The sequence below is a fragment of the Microvirga sp. BF8 genome (assembly GCF_059888585.1).
Window position 1 is genome coordinate 579,515 of sequence record NZ_CM187619.1, and the last position, 15,956, is coordinate 595,470.

Here is a 15,956-nt window from a genome sequence, read left to right on the forward strand (position 1 = left end):
CTCACACCTCCCGCGTCTCGAAATCGATGCGGGGGTCGATCCACGTATAGGTGAGATCGGAGATGAGGTTCACCGCGAGCCCGACGAGCGAAAAGATGTAGAGATTGGCGAACACGACAGGATAGTCGCGGTTGACGATCGACTCGAAGGAGAGAAGCCCTAACCCGTCGAGGGAGAAGATCGTCTCGATCAGCAGCGCACCGGCGAAGAAGGCGCCGATGAAGGCGCCGGGGAAACCCGCGATCACGATCAGCATCGCGTTGCGGAACACGTGCCCGTAGAGCACCTGTCGTTCGGAGAGGCCCTTCATGCGCGCCGTCAGAACATATTGCTTGCGGATCTCATCGAGAAAGGAGTTCTTCGTCAGCAGTGTCGAGGTCGCGAATGCGCCGAGCGCCATCGAGATGATCGGCAGCGTGATGTGCCAGAAATAGTCGACGATCTTGCCGCCGAGGGAGAGCTGGTCCCAATTCTCGGACGTCAGCCCGCGCAAGGGGAAGATCTGCCAGAACGAGCCACCGGCGAAGAGCACGATCAGGAGGATCGCGAACAGGAAGCCCGGAATCGCATAACCGACGATCACGACTCCGGAGGTCCAGATGTCGAATGCCGATCCATCCTTGACCGCCTTGCGGATGCCGAGTGGTATCGAGATCGCATAGGACAGCAGGGTCATCCACAATCCGAGGCTCACGGAGACGGGCAGCTTCTCCTTGATGAGCTGAAGGACCGAGATGTCCCGGAAGTAGCTCTTGCCGAAGTCGAAGCGGGCGTAGTCCCAGAGCATCTTGAGAAAGCGCTCGGACGCCGGCTTGTCGAAACCGAACTGTACCTCCAGCTGCTTGATGAATTGCGGATCGAGGCCCTGCGCGCCGCGATAGCGCGACGACGACGATTCCCCGCCGCCGCCTGCTGCGCCCTGGCCGCCGGACAGATCGCCGCCGCCGCCGGAGATCCGCGACGTTGCGCCCGAATCCTGGCCCTGCAACTGCGCGATGATGCGCTCCACGGGGCCGCCCGGCGCGAACTGTACGATGACGAAGGAGATCAGCATGATCCCGAGCAGCGTCGGGATCATGAGAAGGACGCGGCGCGCGATATAGGCGAGCATCAGGCGTCACGCTGCCGGCCAATACGGCCGAGATGGGTGTCGCCGAAGGCGGATGCGTATTTCAAGCCATATCCTAACATGCGGTCGAATCCGATATGTGCCGCCCAGATGGCCGCGAGCCCAAGCGGAAGCGGCTCCCGAAGCAGGAGGCCGCATCCGGCGAGAATGGCCGGAGCGATGGTAGAATGAAGCGCATTGTAGAGGATAGCCCCCTTCTTGGGGCCGCCGAGATAGCCCGCAAAGCTCAGGTCCGGCGCGAGGAAGAGGATGGCATAGAGCCACCACGACAGCCCGGTGAAACCGAAGCCCGCTGTCGCCATGAGAAAAAGCGCCAGGCCCTCGAGACGCAGGATCAGGCGCGGGCCGCCTTTGACGGCCGCCATGTTTTGCTGCGGTTCCAAGTCTAGCCTCTTCCGATCCGGCGCGCCTTCTCGGCGTCGTACCACCATGTTCCAGGGGCGCCCGAGTTCAGCCGCGGCTTGACGGCGGGACGCGAGAACATGTCCCAATAGGCGAACCACTGGCTCGGCTTGAACCACATCGGCACCCAGTAATGACCGGCGCGCAGCACCCGGTCGAGGGCGCGGCAGGCGGTGACCAGTTCCTGTCTGGTCTTTGCCGACCCGATGAACTCGACGAGCGCATCCACGGCCGGGCTGTCAATGCCCGCGATGTTGTAGGACCCGGGCGCCCGGCCGGCCTGCGAGCCATAGACGACGCGCAGCGAGTCGCCGGGCGTGCTGGAACCCGAGAGCGCGCGGGACGTCATGTCGAAGTCGTAGCCCTCGATGCGCCTCTGGTATTGTGCCGCATCGACGATACGCGACCGCGCATCGATGCCGAGGCGCTTGAGATTGGACTGGAAGGGCTGCGTATGCGGCTGAAGCGCCGCCTGGAAATCGAGGAACTCGATGGTGAAGGGCTGGCCGTTCGGGAGCTTGAGAACACCACCCTCGCGCTTGCAGCCCGCCTCGCGCAGCAACTCGTCCGCGCGGCGCAGCAGGCGGCGGTCCTGACCGGAGCCGTCTGAGACCGGCGGCGTATAGGGTTCGCCGAAGACGGAGGGAGCAAGTTCGTCGCGGAACGGAGAGAGCAGGGCGAGCTCCGCCTCCGAGGGCTTCCCGCTCGCCATCATGTCCGAGTTCTCGAAATAGGACGTCAGCCGCCGATACGAGCCATACATGATGTTGGCGTTCGTCCATTCGAAGTCGAAGGCCAGGCCGATCGCCTCGCGGATGCGCGGATCCTTGAAGGCATCGCGGCGCGTGTTGAAATACCAGCCCTGGATCGGGGAGGGCGCGTCGTTCGGGATCTCCTCCTTCTTGACGCGGCCATCGCGGAATGCCGGGAAGTCGTAGCCCGTCGCCCAGGTGCGGGAGGTGAATTCCTCGTTGAAGTTGAGCGTGCCGTTCTTGAAAGCCTCGAACGACACGATCCGGTCGCGAAAATACTCGTAGCGGATGCGGTCGAAATTGTTCTGGCCCACGTTCACGGGCAGATCCTTCGCCCAATAATCGGCGACGCGTTCGAACTCGATAAAGCGCCCCTGTTCGAAATGCGCGACCTTGTACGGGCCGGATCCCAAAGGCGGTTCAAGGGTCGAGCCTTCGAAATCGCGGCCCTGCCAATAGGCCTGGGAAAAGATCGGCATTCCGGCGACCACCAGATGCAGGTCGCGGCTGCGCTTGGGTGAAAGCTGAACGCGCAGGATATCGTCGCCCTCGGGCTCCACGGCTTCGAGCTGGGTCAGCAGCAGGCGAAAGGTGGGGTGCCCTTTCTCCTTGAGGATGGCGAGCGAAAAGGCTGCGTCCCGGGCGGTCAGGCGCGAGCCGTCGTGGAACCGCGCTTCGGGCCGCAACAGGAAGCGGTATGTGAGCTTGTCGTCCGAGATCCGCACGGCCCGGGCCACAAGCCCGTACAGCGCGTCGGGCTCGTCGCCGGATGCGGCCATCAGGCTGTCGAAGGTGCTGTTCATCCCCGCCGCACCATCGCCGCGCAGCACGAACACGTTGAGCGTGTTGAACGTGTCGAAATTCTGGTTGCCGATCCCCTGCCTCAGCTGGAGCGCCAGGGTCCCGCCCTTTGGAGCCGCAGGGTTGACGTAGTCGAAATGCTTGAAATCGGGCGCGTATTTGAGGTCGCCAAAGCTGGACATCCCATGCACTTCGCCGTCTTCGGCACGGGCGGGACCCGTCCCTTGGCGGCACGCGAGGAGAGCGCTGGCCGCGCCGCCGAGAAGGAGGGTCCGCCGGGTCGGCCGTGTCATCGCGGAGCTCCGGTCTTGGCGGCCTTGGCGGCGTCGTACCACCAGATGGTCGGGAAGGCGGCTGCACCGTAGCGCGGCAGGGTCTCGGGATGGCTGAACCGGTCCCAGCGGGCGGTCCGCTGCTTCCGGTAGGTCCATTGCGGGACCATGTAGTCATGGGCGAGAAGCACGCGGTCGAGGGCTTTCGTCGCCGCCACCAGCTCCTCCCGGTCCTTGGCGAAGATCACCCGGTCGATCAGCGCGTCGACGCCCGGGTCGCCGATGCCGGCGAGATTGCGCGAGCCCTCGCGCTGGGCGGCCTGCGAACCCCAGAATTCGCGCTGCTCGTTGCCGGGGGAGAGGGATTGGCCCCAGAGCCCCGTGATGATGTCGAAATCGAACGAGCGGACTCGGTTGACGTGCTGGACATCGTCCACGATCCGGACCGTCGTGACGATGCCGAGGCGGTCGAGGGAGGCCTTGTAGGGAAGGTAGACCCTCTCGTCGTTCGGGCTGTCGCCGAGCAGCTCGACCGTCAGCGTTTCACCCTTTGCATTGACGCGGCGCCTGTCCTTCAGCTCCCAGCCCGCCTCGCGCAGGAGGCGGTCCGCCTCGCGCAGGTTGGCGCGCACCGCATCGGGCGTATCGCCCACCGGATTCTTGTAGGGCGTGGTGAAGACCTGCGGCGGGACCTTGTCCCTGACCGATTCCAGGATCTCCAGTTCCTTGCCCTCGGGCAGGCCGGAGGAGGCGAGCTCGAGGCCGTGGAAGTAGCTCGAGATTCGCTCGTACTGGCCGGAAAAGATTGTCCGGTTGATGTCCTCGAACGGAAAGGCGAGGTTGAGGGCCCGCCTGACGCGGGGATCCTTGAACTTGTCGCGCCGCAGGTTGAGCACGAAGGCCTGCATCACCCCGGAGGCCCGAATTGGAAATTCCTCCAGGACGACCTTGCCCTGCTGGCGGGCGGGGAAATCGTAGCCGGTCGCCCAGTTCCGGGCGCTGTTCTCGGTGCGGAAGTCGATGCGGTCGCCCTTGAATGCTTCGAGCAGCACGGTGGCGTCGCGGTAATATTCGTATCGGATCTCGTCGAAGTTGTATTGTCCGACATTCACATTCAGGGTCGCGCCCCAATAATCCTTGACCCGTTCATAGGTGGCGTTGCGGCCGGTATCGAAGCTCTTGATCCGGTAGGGCCCCGAGCCCAGGGGCGGTTCGAGGGTGGTCTGGGTCACGTCGCGCCTGCGGCCGTCGGGAGCGGTTCCCTCCCACCAATGCTTGGGAAGGACGAGGAGCTGACCCATGATCTGGGGAAGTTCCCGGTTGCCCTTCTCATCGAAGGTGAACTTTACCTCGCGGTCGCCGACCTTCTCCGCCTTCTGCACGTTCTTGTAGTAGAAGGCATAGGTCGGGCTGTTCGCCTTCAGGACCTCGAAGGAATAGATCACATCCTCGGCCGTGACCGGTTTGCCGTCGTGCCAGCGCGCCTCGGGGCGGAGGCGGAAGGTGGCGGACGAGAAATCGTCCGGAAAGGAGAAGGCCTCGGCGAGAAGGCCGTAAGAGGCGCTCGGCTCGTCCAGGGACGGGGTCACGAGGGTCTCATAGACCAGGCCGAGCCCCTGCTCGGGCGCGCCCTTCACTCCCGCCACGACAATGTTGAAGCTGTCGAAGGTCCCCTGCGCGCCGAATCGGACGAGGCCACCCTTGGGAGCGTCAGGGTTCACATAGTCGAAGTGCTTGAATCCGAAGGGATATTTAGGCTCTCCCAGGAGGGCCGAGCCATGCTTCCAGGAAGCGTCCTGTGCCGAGACGGGGGAAAGCGTCAGGCAGGCGAAAAGGCTCAGCAGGGCGATACGGAACACTCGGGACTCCTGGTTGCGGGGCGTCTTTTCACAGGTTGGTACATTTTTGGCCGGAATTCGAGGAGTGCAAGGGCCGCTGGCCAAAACAGGGCAGGGGGCCAAAACAAAAGCCGGGCACGAAGCCCGGCTTTGCAAAGGTGAGAATGTCTGCCGCTCTTACGGGGCGGTCGGGAAGGCAACCGGGTTGTCTGACAGCGACTTGAGATAGGCGAGGATATCGGCGCGCTCCTCGGGCTTCGCGATACCGGCGAAGGCCATGAGGGTTCCAGGGACATCCTTCTTGGGATTGGTGATGAACTTGTCGATTTCCTCGTACGTCCAGTTTCCGCCCTTGGCCTTCAACGCTCCCGAATAATTGAAGCCCTCGTGCGAAGCGACCGGGCGGCCGACGACGCCGTAGAGATCCGGGCCGACCTTGTTCGGGCCGCCCTTCTCGAAGCTGTGGCAGGCCTGGCACTTCTTGGCCGCGGACTGACCCTTGGCCGGATCGGCCTTGGCCAGCAGGACCGGAAGGGGCTCGGCCTTGGCCTCGGGAGCCGCCGCGCCGCCGGCCGCGCTCTCCTCGGGAGCCGGAAGATCGTAGCCTGGGACGGCGGGATGCTTTGGCGCGAACACGCCGCTGGCGATGACGTTGACGCCGACCACGAAGAGCAGCGTGCCAAACACGGCGCCCGCGATCTTATTGGTCTCGATATTCATGAAGGGGCTCTCCTCGCCTTAACCTGCGGCGGAACCGGCGCGACGAAACGGATGGCGCGCGGGCGGGCTGCCCGCGACCGTGGCGTTGCTTAGCCGCAGAGACGGGGGTTTGACAATGGGGTCCGGCGGCTTTTAGCCGGTCTCGTCGTCGCATGATTGTGCGGAAAGGCCGATTGTGCCGGGGCTGAACCGGCCGCCGCCATGCTCGGCCGCCCGGCCCGACACCATGACAAACCCTCCCGGCCTTGGTAAGGACCCGCGACTCCTGCCCGAATGTAGCCCATGTCCCATCCCCTCGTTCTGATTCCCGCCCGCCTCGCCGCGACCCGGCTGCCGAACAAGCCCCTGGCCGATATCGGCGGCGAACCGATGATCGTCCATGTCTGGCGGCGGGCCGTGGAAGCGGGCATCGGCCCGGTGGCGATCGCCACCGATGCCGAGCCGATCGCCGAGGCCGTGGACCGTGCGGGTGGAAAGGCCGTCATGACCCGCGCCGATCATGTCTCGGGTTCGGACCGGATCTTCGAGGCTGTGGAAAAGCTCGATCCGGAAGGCCGGCACGACGTGGTCGTCAATGTGCAGGGCGACCTGCCGACCATCGATCCCGCGGCCATAGCCGCCTCGGTCTCCCCACTGTCGGACGGTGCCGTCGATATCGCGACCCTCGTCGCCGTCATCGTGCGGGAGGAGGAGCGGACCAATCCGAACGTGGTCAAGATGGTGGGGACCGAGATCGTCCCCGGCCGCTTCCGCGCTCTCTATTTCACCCGGGCCACGGCCCCCTTCGGCGACGGGCCGCTTTATCATCACATCGGTCTCTATGCCTATCGGCGCAGGGCTCTGCAGCGTTTCGTCGGGCTTGCGCCGTCGCCCCTGGAGCGGCGCGAAAGGCTCGAGCAGCTTCGCGCCGTCGAGGCCGGAATGCGCATCGACGCGGTGGTCGTGGGCGACGTCCCGCTCGGCGTCGATACACCCGAGGATCTCGAACGCGCGCGCGCCATCATCGCCGCCCGGAGGACATCATGAACAGGTATATTTCATTCCAGGGCGAGCCCGGGGCCAATTCGCACATCGCCTGCTCGGAGGTGCATCCCGAATGGACGGTTCTCCCGTGTCCGACCTTCGAGGACGCTTTCGCGGCGGTGAAGGAGGGGCAGGCGGGGCTTGCGATGATTCCCATCGAGAATTCCATCGCCGGGCGCGTCGCCGACATCCACCATCTCCTGCCGACTTCCGGGCTCCACATCGTCGGCGAACATTTCCTCCCCATCCGCTTCCAGCTCATGAGCGTGCCGGACGCGAATCTCGGCACCATCAAGAGCGTGCACAGTCATGTTCACGCCCTCGGCCAATGCCGCAAGATCATCCGCAAGCTGGGTCTGAAGACCTATGTGGCGGGCGATACGGCCGGCTCCGCCCGCGAGGTCGCCGAATGGAAGGATCCGACCAAGGCGTCCCTGGCGCCGCGGATGGCCGCCGACATCTATGGCCTGAAGATCCTGGCGGAGGATGTGGAGGACGAGGCGCACAACACGACGCGATTCGTGATCCTTTCCAAGACGCCGCAATGGGCGCCGCTCGAAGACGGGCCCGTGGTCACGAGCTTCGTCTTCCGTGTCCGGAACCTGCCTGCCGCCCTCTACAAGGCGTTGGGCGGCTTCGCGACGAACGGCATCAACATGACCAAGCTCGAAAGCTACATGCTGGAGGGCGATTTCACGGCCACGCAGTTCTATGCGGAAGTGGACGGCCATCCCGAGGACGTCGCCCTGACGCGCGCCCTCGAGGAATTGGACTTCTTCTCGCGCGAGATCCGCATTCTCGGCGTCTACCCCGCGAGCCCGTTCCGGGAAAAGATCAAGGAAACGTCGGAGTGACGTTTGCAGTCGGACCTGCCGTGGAGGCGGATGCCGAGGGCATCGCCCGCGTCCATGTGCAGGGCTGGCGCGAATCGTACAGGGACTTCCTGATTCCCGCCGCGCTGGCGGGCTTGTCCGTCGAGGAACGGACCCGCATGTGGCGTTGCGTGCTCTCCTCTCGCGATCCGTCCGCACTCGATCTGGTCGCCCGTTGCGCCGATGGCGAGATCGTCGGGTTTGCCAGCGGGGGTGCCGCCCGTAGCGGGGAACCCGGCGCCCTTGGGACGGATGCTGAAATCTACGCGATCTACCTGCTGGACAGGGTCAAGCGCCGGGGACTTGGCCGGCGGCTCATGGCCGGCCTGTTCGAACATTTCGCGGAACACGGCTTTGCGTCGGCGGGGCTTTGGGCACTCGAGGACAATGAGCCCGCGCGACGCTTCTATGAGCGGCTCGGCGGCCGGCCGGCCGGGAATCGGATGCTGGAACTGCGCGGGCAGACGGTGGCAGAGGTCGCCTACCGGTTCGAGCCGATCCCCGGACGCGCCTGACCCTCACTCGCTCATCCAATGGCGCAGGAGATGATGCGCGATGGCGATGGGAGTGGGTGCGGCGAAATCCTCATGCGTGCCGTCGAGCATGCGGCGGACATCGTCCCGCGAGAACCACCGCGCATCTTCAAGTTCCGCCGTGTCGAACACGATCTCCTCGCTCTCCGCCTCCGCGGCACAGCCGATCATGATGGACGAGGGGAAGGGCCAGGGTTGGGAGGCCAGGTAGCGCACCGCGCCGATGCGCACGCCTGCCTCCTCGAACACCTCCCGCCGCACCGCATCCTCGATGGTCTCGCCGGGCTCCAGGAAGCCGGCGAGGCAGGAATACGAGCGTGCCGCGAAGCGCGCCTGCCGTCCGAGGAGACATCTGTCGCCCCGGGTCACGCGCATGATCACGACCGGGTCGGTGCGCGGAAAATGCTGGGCGTTGCAGACGTGGCAATCCCGGCGGAAACCGGCCTGGGCATGGTGGGTGGGCGCGCCGCAATTCGCACAGAAGCGGTGCCGGGCATGCCAGTCGAGAAGCGACTTCGCCATGGCAAGGGTGCCGAGTTCCTCCCCTGCGACGAGGCCCTCCATGGCAATCGCGCGCAGGTTCTCGACCTTGAAGTGCGGGTCGTGCTGAAACGGCTCCGCTGCCTCCGGCGCCGCGAGTGTCGCGATGACAGGGCGCTTGTCGAGGAAGCCGAGAAAGACCTGCTCCCGATGGCCGTCCAGGCGCTCCAGCACCGAGGCGGGCAGGAATGCCGTTCCAGGCTCCCCGGACTTCAGCACCGGCAGGTCGCCTGCCAGGAGAACAATGGCGGCGTCCGGGTCCTTGGCGTGGCGGGCCAGCGCCTCCGGGTCGTGCTCGACGCTGTGACGGACGAGCCGGTTCGTGGTGTAGGCGATCGTGGGGATCATTTGGCGATCTTCTCAGATGTCAGGCAGCCGTGAAGAGGGAGGCGGCGCGCTCGATCAGAGCCGTCGCCGCATGGGCGGGGTAGGGCATTCGGGTGCCGTGGCCCCAGACGGGTCCGGGCCAGGCCGGATCGGAGCGAAACCGCCCGATCACATGGACGTGGAGCTGCGTCACGATATTGCCGAGCGCGCCCACATTGACCTTGTCGGGCTTGGACAGCTCCATCATGACCCGCGTCGCGATGCGGATCTCGTCCATGAGCTGCGCCGCCTGAGGGTTGTCGAGATCCGTCAGTTCGCTTGCGCCGGGCACGCGCGGCACCAGGACGAACCAGGGAAAACGGGCATCGTCCAGGAGCAGGACCGATGACAGGGCCAGATCCCCGATGGGGATGGTATCTGCCTGAAGGCGGGAATCGAGCTGGAAGGTCATGCGTCTATCTAGCCGAGCTTCCTGCCCCGTGCCTATCCCGCCCGCACCGGAGGATCGTCCGTTCTGTTGCACGGCGCGTCTCCCTCTCCCCGGCGGGGAGACGGGAGCAAAAGCGCTAAACCGCCCGGTCATTCCGGGGCGCCGCAGGCGAGTCCGGAACCCATCGCCGCTGCCAGTCCGGAATGAAGCGCAGCGGGGCTCGGTGCTCTCCAACCTTGCACCGTCGTGGCTATGGGTTCCGGGCCCGCACCGCCGGTGCGGCCCGGAATGACAGCAACTCGAAGCGCGGCGGGCGCACTTGTCTCCCCGTCCTGTCCTTATTCCCCGCCGCCGTCATTCCGGATGGCCACAGGCCAGTCCGGAACCCATCACCGCCAATGGTGCAGAAGAAGGAGTTGTGACCTCCGCTGCGCATTCTCCGGCACCGCCGGTGGCGATGGGTTCCGGGCCCAGCGCGATGCGCTGTCCCGGAAGGACGGGGGCGGGGAGCGTCAGCGGCCGCTGTTCCGTCTTTGTTCTTGACGCCGCGCTCAAGCTATACTATATCATGACCTGTCCCGCCGCAGCGAGGGGCGCGCGCGCGAGGCGTCGCTGGTGTGGCGGTGGGAACGGTCCCGCAGGCAAGGTCACGCCGCCTTTGCCGGGCGGGGGGCCCAGGCTGTGCCCGGGGCTGCCGGTTGGTCCGCCGCCGCCCGCTGTCGCGAACAGCGGTGTCCGCGCCGGGCAGCAGGCCAGCCCTGCGCCGCCTGTCCGCCGCAACGAACCGTGCGCGATGACGCTTCGGCTCTTCGCTTCACTCCCATCCCACCCGAGCCGGAGCCGACACCGCGCCCCCCTCGAGCCGGCTTCCCCTCCGGGCCCCAAGCCCGGAGGCGGAAGCGGCGTGCCTGTCGCTATCGAGAAGGATCAGAGCCGAAAGTTCACGGGAATTCACAGCGACACCACGGACGCTCCAGGGCCGCTATCTCCGCTTGCGTTCGCTCCCTGAAACGCCCATATAGGCGTCGGGAGGTTGGCGAGGGACGTCTCACTCGCCAACCGGGTCAGGTCCGGAAGGAAGCAGCCCTAACGAGACCGAACGGGTCTTCGTCCAGCCTCCCACCCCAGCGCTTGCAGGAGCGCTCCCCGCAGCTTCCAATTCTTGCAGCCGATGGACGACACCACTGCTGGCACGCCCCTGAACGACGAGCCGGCTCTGCCGGGCTTTCCCCTTATGCCCGCCTCGTCCGGTGATGGGGCCTACCGCGTTCTCGCCCGCAAATACCGTCCGCGCACCTTCGACGACCTGATCGGCCAGGAGGCCATGGTCCGCACCCTCTCGAACGCCTTCGAGACGGGCCGCATCCCCCAGGCCTGGATGCTGACCGGCGTCCGCGGGGTGGGCAAGACCACCACCGCCCGTATTCTCGCCCGCGGCCTGAACTACCAGAGGGCCGGCGGCCAGGAATCCAGGGACTCTTCCGGACCGACGATCCACATGCCCGAACTCGGCGTCCATTGCGAGGCGATCATGGAGTCGCGGCACGTGGACGTGCTCGAGATGGACGCGGCATCCCATACCGGCATCGACGATGTCCGTCAGATCATCGACGGTATCCGCTACTCGCCGGTCTCGGCCCGCTACAAGGTCTACATCATCGACGAGGTCCACATGCTCTCGGAGAAGGCGTTCAACGCCTTCCTGAAGACTCTCGAAGAACCGCCGCCGCACGCGAAGTTCATCTTCGCCACCACCGAAATCCGCAAGGTCCCGGTCACGATCCTGTCCCGCTGCCAGCGCTTCGACCTGCGCCGCATCGATGCGGACAAGCTCGTGGCGCATCTCTCCCGCATCTGCGACGCCGAGGGCGTCAGCGCGGAAGCAGAGGCCCTTGCCGCCATTGCCCGGGCGGCGGAAGGCTCCGCCCGCGATTCGCTCTCGCTGCTCGATCAGGCCATCGCCCACGGGGCGGGAATCGTGAAGGCCGAGACGGTCCGCGACATGCTGGGCCTCGCCGACCGCACCCAGGTCATCGACCTGTTCGAGGCCGTCATGCGCGGCGACGTGCCCGCCGCCTTCGCCAATCTTCGCACGCAATACGATGCCGGGGCCGATCCGAGCGTCGTTCTCTCGGATCTGGCGGCCTTCTCGCATGTGGTCACGCGTCTCAAGCTGATCCCCGAGGCGGCGAAGGATCCTTCCCTCTCCGAGGCCGAGCGGAGCCGTGGGCTGGACTTCGCCCAGAAGCTCAGTGTCCGCACCCTCTCCCGTGCCTGGCAGATTCTGCTGAAAGGCGTCCCCGAGGTTCAGGTCTCGAACCGGCCGATCGCCGCCGCGGAAATGGTCCTGGTGCGCCTGGCCTATGCCGCCGACCTGCCGACCCCGGACGAGGCCCTGCGCTCATTGAAGGATGGAACGGCGCCTGCGACGGGCCAACCGCCTTCCGCGCCCCGTCCCTCGCCGCCGGCCTCCACCGGCAATATGGCCCTCGCCACGTCCCAGCCCCGTCCGCAACCGCGCCCTGAGCCGCAAGGCGCCGCTCCGGCCCTCCGCCTGCGCCGGTTCGAGGATGTGGTCGCCCTGGCAGGCGAGCGGCGGGAGATCCAACTGAAGGCCGCCCTCGAACGCGACGTGCGCCTCGTGCGCTTCGAGGAGGGCAGCATCGAGCTCAGCCTTGCCGAGGGCGGCAGCCGCACCATCGCCAACGATCTCGCCCGTGCCCTGCAGCAATGGACCGGTCAGCGCTGGATGGTGGCCCTGTCCTCCGAGCAGGGCGCGCCAACCCTGCATGAGCAGGCGAAGGCCGCCGAGCGGGAACGGAAGGAAGGGGCCGCGAACCATCCCCTCGTCCAGGCGGTTCTCGCCAAGTTCCCCGGCGCGCAGATCGTCAACGTGATCGAGCGCAAGTCCGACGATCCGGCCCCCGATGCCGAAACGGAAATTCTCGGCGAGGCCGACGCGCTCGCCGCTCACGAAACAGAAGCCGACGACGATCTGAGTTGAGGAGACCGTCATGAAGGACATCATGGGATTGATGAAACAGGCCCAGGCCATGCAGCAGAAGCTGCAGGACGCCCAGGCCGAGCTGGAGAACGTGGAGGTCGAGGGCACCGCCGGCGGCGGCGTCGTGACCGTGAAAGTCTCAGGCAAGGGCGCCCTGAAGGCGATCAGCATCGATCCCTCGCTGATGAACCCGGACGAGAAGGAGATCCTCGAAGATCTCATCGTTGCCGCCATGAACGACGCCCGCGGCAAGGCCGACCGTGCCGCCCAGGACCGCATGGCCGACCTGACCAAGGGCCTGCCGCTGCCGCCGGGCCTGAAGCTCTTCTAAGAGATCGCCATGGCCCAGAACGTCGCCGGACCCGAGATCGAGCGCCTGATTCAGCTTCTCGCCCGCTTGCCGGGCCTGGGTCCGCGCTCGGCCCGGCGCGCCGCGCTGCACCTGATCAAGAAGCGCGACACCCTGCTCAACCCGCTGAGCGACGCCATGCGCGTCGCCAACGAGCGCATCGTGGTGTGCTCGTCCTGTGGCAATGTCGATACGTCGGATCCCTGTACCATCTGCCGCGATCCGCGCCGCGACACGTCGATCCTCGTGGTGGTGGAGGACGTGTCGGATCTCTGGGCGCTGGAGCGCTCGGGCGCCGTCAACGCGCGCTATCACGTGCTCGGCGGCGTGCTCTCGCCGCTCGACGGCGTGCGCCCCGAACATCTCAATCTCGACCGTCTTGTGGCCCGGGCCTCCGAGCCCGGCGTCGCGGAGGTCATCCTCGCGCTCAACGCAACGGTCGACGGCCAGACGACCGCCCATTACATCACCGAACTCCTCGCGCATCTGCCGGTGAAGGTGACGAAGCTCGCCCATGGCGTGCCGGTCGGCGGCGAACTCGATTATCTCGACGAGGGCACCCTCTCGGCCGCGATCCGGCAGAGAACAGCGTTTTAAGGCCCTTGCCCCGTCATTCCGGGGCCGCGTGAGCGGAGCCCGGAACCCATGAACACGACGGCGGCGGACAGAAGGCAGCGATTGCCGCTGCGCGTTTCTCGCAAAGCTCAGCGGTTATGGGTTCCGGACTTGCCTGGCGGCAATCCGGAATGACGGCACGTGTCAGGTGACAGGCTCAACCGCCATTGCTAATCAGGCTTCTCCCGTTCCTCCCAAGCCCTCGAGCAAGCCCATGTCCCATACCGATCTCGCCCGCACCATTGATGCCGCCTGGGAGGACCGGGCGAATGTGAATCCCGCCACGACGGGCGCCGTTCGCGAGGCCGTGGAACACTCCATGCACCTGCTCGATTCCGGCAAGGCCCGCGTTGCGGAGAAGGCCGGCGGCGAGTGGCAGGTGCATCAATGGCTGAAGAAGGCCGTGCTGCTGTCCTTCCGCCTCAACGACATGGGCATCATCAAGGGCGGACCCGGAGACGCCGTGTGGTGGGACAAGGTACCCTCCAAGTTCGATGGCTGGACGGAGGTTGAGTTCAAGCAGGCCGGTTTCCGCGCCGTGCCCAACTGCACCGTCCGGCGCGGCGCCTATGTGGCGCCCGGCGTGGTGCTGATGCCGTCCTATGTCAATCTTGGCGCCTATGTGGACGAGGGCACCATGGTCGACACCTGGGCCACCGTCGGATCCTGCGCCCAGATCGGCAAGAACGTGCACCTTTCCGGCGGCGTCGGCATCGGCGGCGTGCTCGAGCCGCTGCAGGCCAACCCTACCATCATCGAGGATAACTGCTTCATCGGCGCCCGGTCCGAGGTGGTCGAAGGCGTCATCGTCGGCGAAGGCTCGGTGCTGTCCATGGGCGTCTTCATCTCCGCCTCCACCAAGATCATCGACCGCAACACCGGCGAGGCGTTCGTCGGTCGCGTCCCGCCCTATTCGGTGGTCGTCCCCGGCTCGCTCCCCGGCAAGCCCCTTCCGGACGGCACGCCCGGCCCGTCCCTCTACTGCGCCGTCATCGTCAAGCGCGTCGATGCGCAGACCCGGGCGAAGACGGGGATCAACGAGCTGTTGCGCGACTGATCCGATGGACCGTTCCCCCCTTGCTCTCGCCCAGTCCCTCATCCGCTGCCCCTCGGTGACACCTGCCGAGGGCGGGGCGCTTGCTTTCATTGAGACCGTGCTGCGCGAAGCAGGATTCGAGGTTCACCGGCCGGTCTTTTCGGAGCCGGGAACGCCGGATGTGGAGAATCTCTATGCCCGCTACGGCAAGGGGAAGCCTTATCTTCTTTTCGCCGGGCATACGGACGTCGTCCCACCCGGCGACCTGAGCCGCTGGCGGCACGATCCGTTCGGCGGCGTCGTCGACGGGCCTGAGCTTCATGGGCGCGGCGCGGTCGACATGAAGGGTGGCGTCGCCTGCATGATGGCGGCGGCGCTGGCCTTCATTCGGGAGAATCCCGACTTCGAGGGCTCCATCGGATTCCTCATCACCGGGGACGAGGAGGGGCCGGCCATCAACGGCACGGTGAAGCTCCTCGACTGGGCGAGGGCGCGGGGCGAGCGCTTCGATGCCTGCATCCTGGGCGAACCGACCAACCCGAACCGGCTCGGCGACATGATCAAGATCGGCCGGCGCGGATCGCTCACCGGCCATGTAACCGTCGAGGGCAAGCAGGGCCACGTGGCCTATCCGCATCTGGCGGAGAACCCGATTCCCGGCCTGATGCGCCTCCTGGAGGGACTTCTCGGCGAGCCGCTCGATCACGGCACCGAGCATTTCGATGCCTCGAATCTCGAAGTGACGACAATCGATGTGGGCAATCCGGCGGCGAACGTCATTCCCGCATCGGCCCGCGCCACCTTCAACATCCGCTTCAACGATCTCTGGACGCCGCAGAGCCTGCAGGAAGAATTGGAGCGACGCCTGCGCGAAGCCGCCGGCAACACAGTGCGCTATGTGCTGAGGACAGAGCCGACCAACGCGGTCGCCTTCCTGACGCCACCCAACGCCTTCGTCGGGTTCGTCGCCGATGCCATCGAGGCCGAGACCGGGATCAAGCCGAAACTCTCCACGACCGGCGGCACATCGGATGCGCGCTTCATCGTCCTGGATTGCCCGGTGGTCGAGTTCGGCCTTGTCGGCCAGACCATGCACCAGATCGACGAGCGCGTCGTCGTAGACGACCTCGACAGGTTGGCGTCGATCTACCGCAGGGTGCTTGCGGCCTATTTTCCCGCTTGATCGGAAGCGAAGGGAAGCCGGCAGCCCCTTCGCCATGGAAAGCTCAGCATTATTCGACTAAAGTCGAGTCGGCGCGGAACGTTCGCGGATCTGAGCGGTTTTCGTGGGAAACGGACCTCCTGGGATTTTC

The 15,956-nt window shown here is 65.9% G+C and carries 15 protein-coding genes and 1 other RNA gene; 9 read left to right on the forward strand and 7 right to left on the reverse strand.

All coding sequences use genetic code 11. The features are described from left to right. Window position 1: 1 nt before the first annotated feature. The 5 genes from AC522E_RS02655 to AC522E_RS02675 all read right to left on the reverse strand — a co-directional run bounded on the left by AC522E_RS02655 (window position 2) and on the right by AC522E_RS02675 (window position 5,914). Window positions 2–1,111: a microcin C ABC transporter permease YejB gene (locus AC522E_RS02655; RefSeq protein ID WP_500748854.1), complete on the reverse strand. Its 1,110-nt coding sequence runs from the start codon at window positions 1,109–1,111 to the stop codon at window positions 2–4. After that, entirely contained in the window at window positions 1,111–1,512 is a 402-nt protein-coding gene (locus tag AC522E_RS02660; protein ID WP_500748855.1) for a DUF4260 domain-containing protein, read from the reverse strand. The genes AC522E_RS02655 and AC522E_RS02660 overlap by 1 nt, the downstream gene beginning before the upstream one ends. A 2-nt stretch (window positions 1,513–1,514) precedes the next feature. Continuing rightward, window positions 1,515–3,377: an extracellular solute-binding protein gene (locus tag AC522E_RS02665; RefSeq protein WP_500748856.1), complete on the reverse strand. Its 1,863-nt coding sequence runs from the start codon at window positions 3,375–3,377 to the stop codon at window positions 1,515–1,517. Further along, a complete protein-coding gene (locus tag AC522E_RS02670; RefSeq protein ID WP_500748857.1) occupies window positions 3,374–5,215 on the reverse strand; it encodes an extracellular solute-binding protein in 1,842 nt (613 codons plus the stop codon). The genes AC522E_RS02665 and AC522E_RS02670 overlap by 4 nt, the downstream gene beginning before the upstream one ends. A gap of 156 nt (window positions 5,216–5,371) precedes the next feature. Continuing rightward, the gene (locus AC522E_RS02675) at window positions 5,372–5,914 is read right to left on the reverse strand and encodes a c-type cytochrome (RefSeq protein WP_500748858.1); all 543 of its coding nucleotides are present in this window, start codon (window positions 5,912–5,914) and stop codon (window positions 5,372–5,374) included. A gap of 282 nt (window positions 5,915–6,196) precedes the next feature. Here AC522E_RS02675 and AC522E_RS02680 point away from each other — a divergent pair, with 282 nt between their 5' ends. From AC522E_RS02680 to AC522E_RS02690, 3 genes are read left to right on the forward strand one after another with little or no spacing between them, the layout of a single operon-like run. After that, entirely contained in the window at window positions 6,197–6,940 is a 744-nt protein-coding gene (locus tag AC522E_RS02680) for a 3-deoxy-manno-octulosonate cytidylyltransferase (protein WP_500748859.1), read from the forward strand. Then, the gene (locus AC522E_RS02685) at window positions 6,937–7,791 is read left to right on the forward strand and encodes a prephenate dehydratase (RefSeq protein ID WP_500748860.1); all 855 of its coding nucleotides are present in this window, start codon (window positions 6,937–6,939) and stop codon (window positions 7,789–7,791) included. The genes AC522E_RS02680 and AC522E_RS02685 overlap by 4 nt, the downstream gene beginning before the upstream one ends. After that, on the forward strand, window positions 7,788–8,324 hold the full coding sequence (locus tag AC522E_RS02690) for a GNAT family N-acetyltransferase (RefSeq protein WP_500748861.1): 537 nt from the start codon (window positions 7,788–7,790) through the stop codon (window positions 8,322–8,324). Before AC522E_RS02685 ends, AC522E_RS02690 begins: the two co-directional genes overlap by 4 nt. Window positions 8,325–8,327: 3 nt before the next feature. Here the strand turns inward: AC522E_RS02690 and nudC are convergent, their stop codons facing one another. Together nudC and AC522E_RS02700 are read right to left on the reverse strand one after the other, a co-directional pair. Further along, complete coding sequence (gene nudC / locus AC522E_RS02695; protein WP_500748862.1) at window positions 8,328–9,230, reverse strand: NAD(+) diphosphatase; 903 nt, start codon at window positions 9,228–9,230, stop codon at window positions 8,328–8,330. A gap of 19 nt (window positions 9,231–9,249) precedes the next feature. Continuing rightward, complete coding sequence (locus AC522E_RS02700; RefSeq protein ID WP_500748863.1) at window positions 9,250–9,660, reverse strand: HIT domain-containing protein; 411 nt, start codon at window positions 9,658–9,660, stop codon at window positions 9,250–9,252. A gap of 1,006 nt (window positions 9,661–10,666) precedes the next feature. Here AC522E_RS02700 and ffs point away from each other — a divergent pair. The 6 genes from ffs (at window position 10,667) to dapE (ending at window position 15,826) form a co-directional block, all read left to right on the forward strand. After that, an RNA gene (ffs, locus tag AC522E_RS02705) (signal recognition particle sRNA small type) lies at window positions 10,667–10,763 on the forward strand. A gap of 47 nt (window positions 10,764–10,810) precedes the next feature. Further along, entirely contained in the window at window positions 10,811–12,643 is a 1,833-nt protein-coding gene (locus tag AC522E_RS02710; RefSeq protein ID WP_500748864.1) for a DNA polymerase III subunit gamma/tau, read from the forward strand. 10 nt (window positions 12,644–12,653) lie between these two features. Continuing rightward, window positions 12,654–12,974 (forward strand): YbaB/EbfC family nucleoid-associated protein, encoded by a 321-nt coding sequence (locus AC522E_RS02715; protein ID WP_500748865.1) that lies wholly within the window; start codon window positions 12,654–12,656, stop codon window positions 12,972–12,974. A 9-nt stretch (window positions 12,975–12,983) separates the two neighbouring features. Then, complete coding sequence (recR, locus tag AC522E_RS02720; RefSeq protein WP_500748866.1) at window positions 12,984–13,589, forward strand: recombination mediator RecR; 606 nt, start codon at window positions 12,984–12,986, stop codon at window positions 13,587–13,589. Between the two features lie 232 nt (window positions 13,590–13,821). Then, window positions 13,822–14,664 carry a 2,3,4,5-tetrahydropyridine-2,6-dicarboxylate N-succinyltransferase gene (gene dapD, locus AC522E_RS02725; protein ID WP_500748867.1) on the forward strand — a complete coding sequence of 281 codons (843 nt, stop codon included), beginning with the start codon at window positions 13,822–13,824 and terminating at the stop codon, window positions 14,662–14,664. 4 nt (window positions 14,665–14,668) lie between these two features. Continuing rightward, window positions 14,669–15,826 (forward strand): succinyl-diaminopimelate desuccinylase, encoded by a 1,158-nt coding sequence (gene dapE, locus AC522E_RS02730; protein WP_500748868.1) that lies wholly within the window; start codon window positions 14,669–14,671, stop codon window positions 15,824–15,826. The last annotated feature ends 130 nt before the right edge of the window (window positions 15,827–15,956 follow it).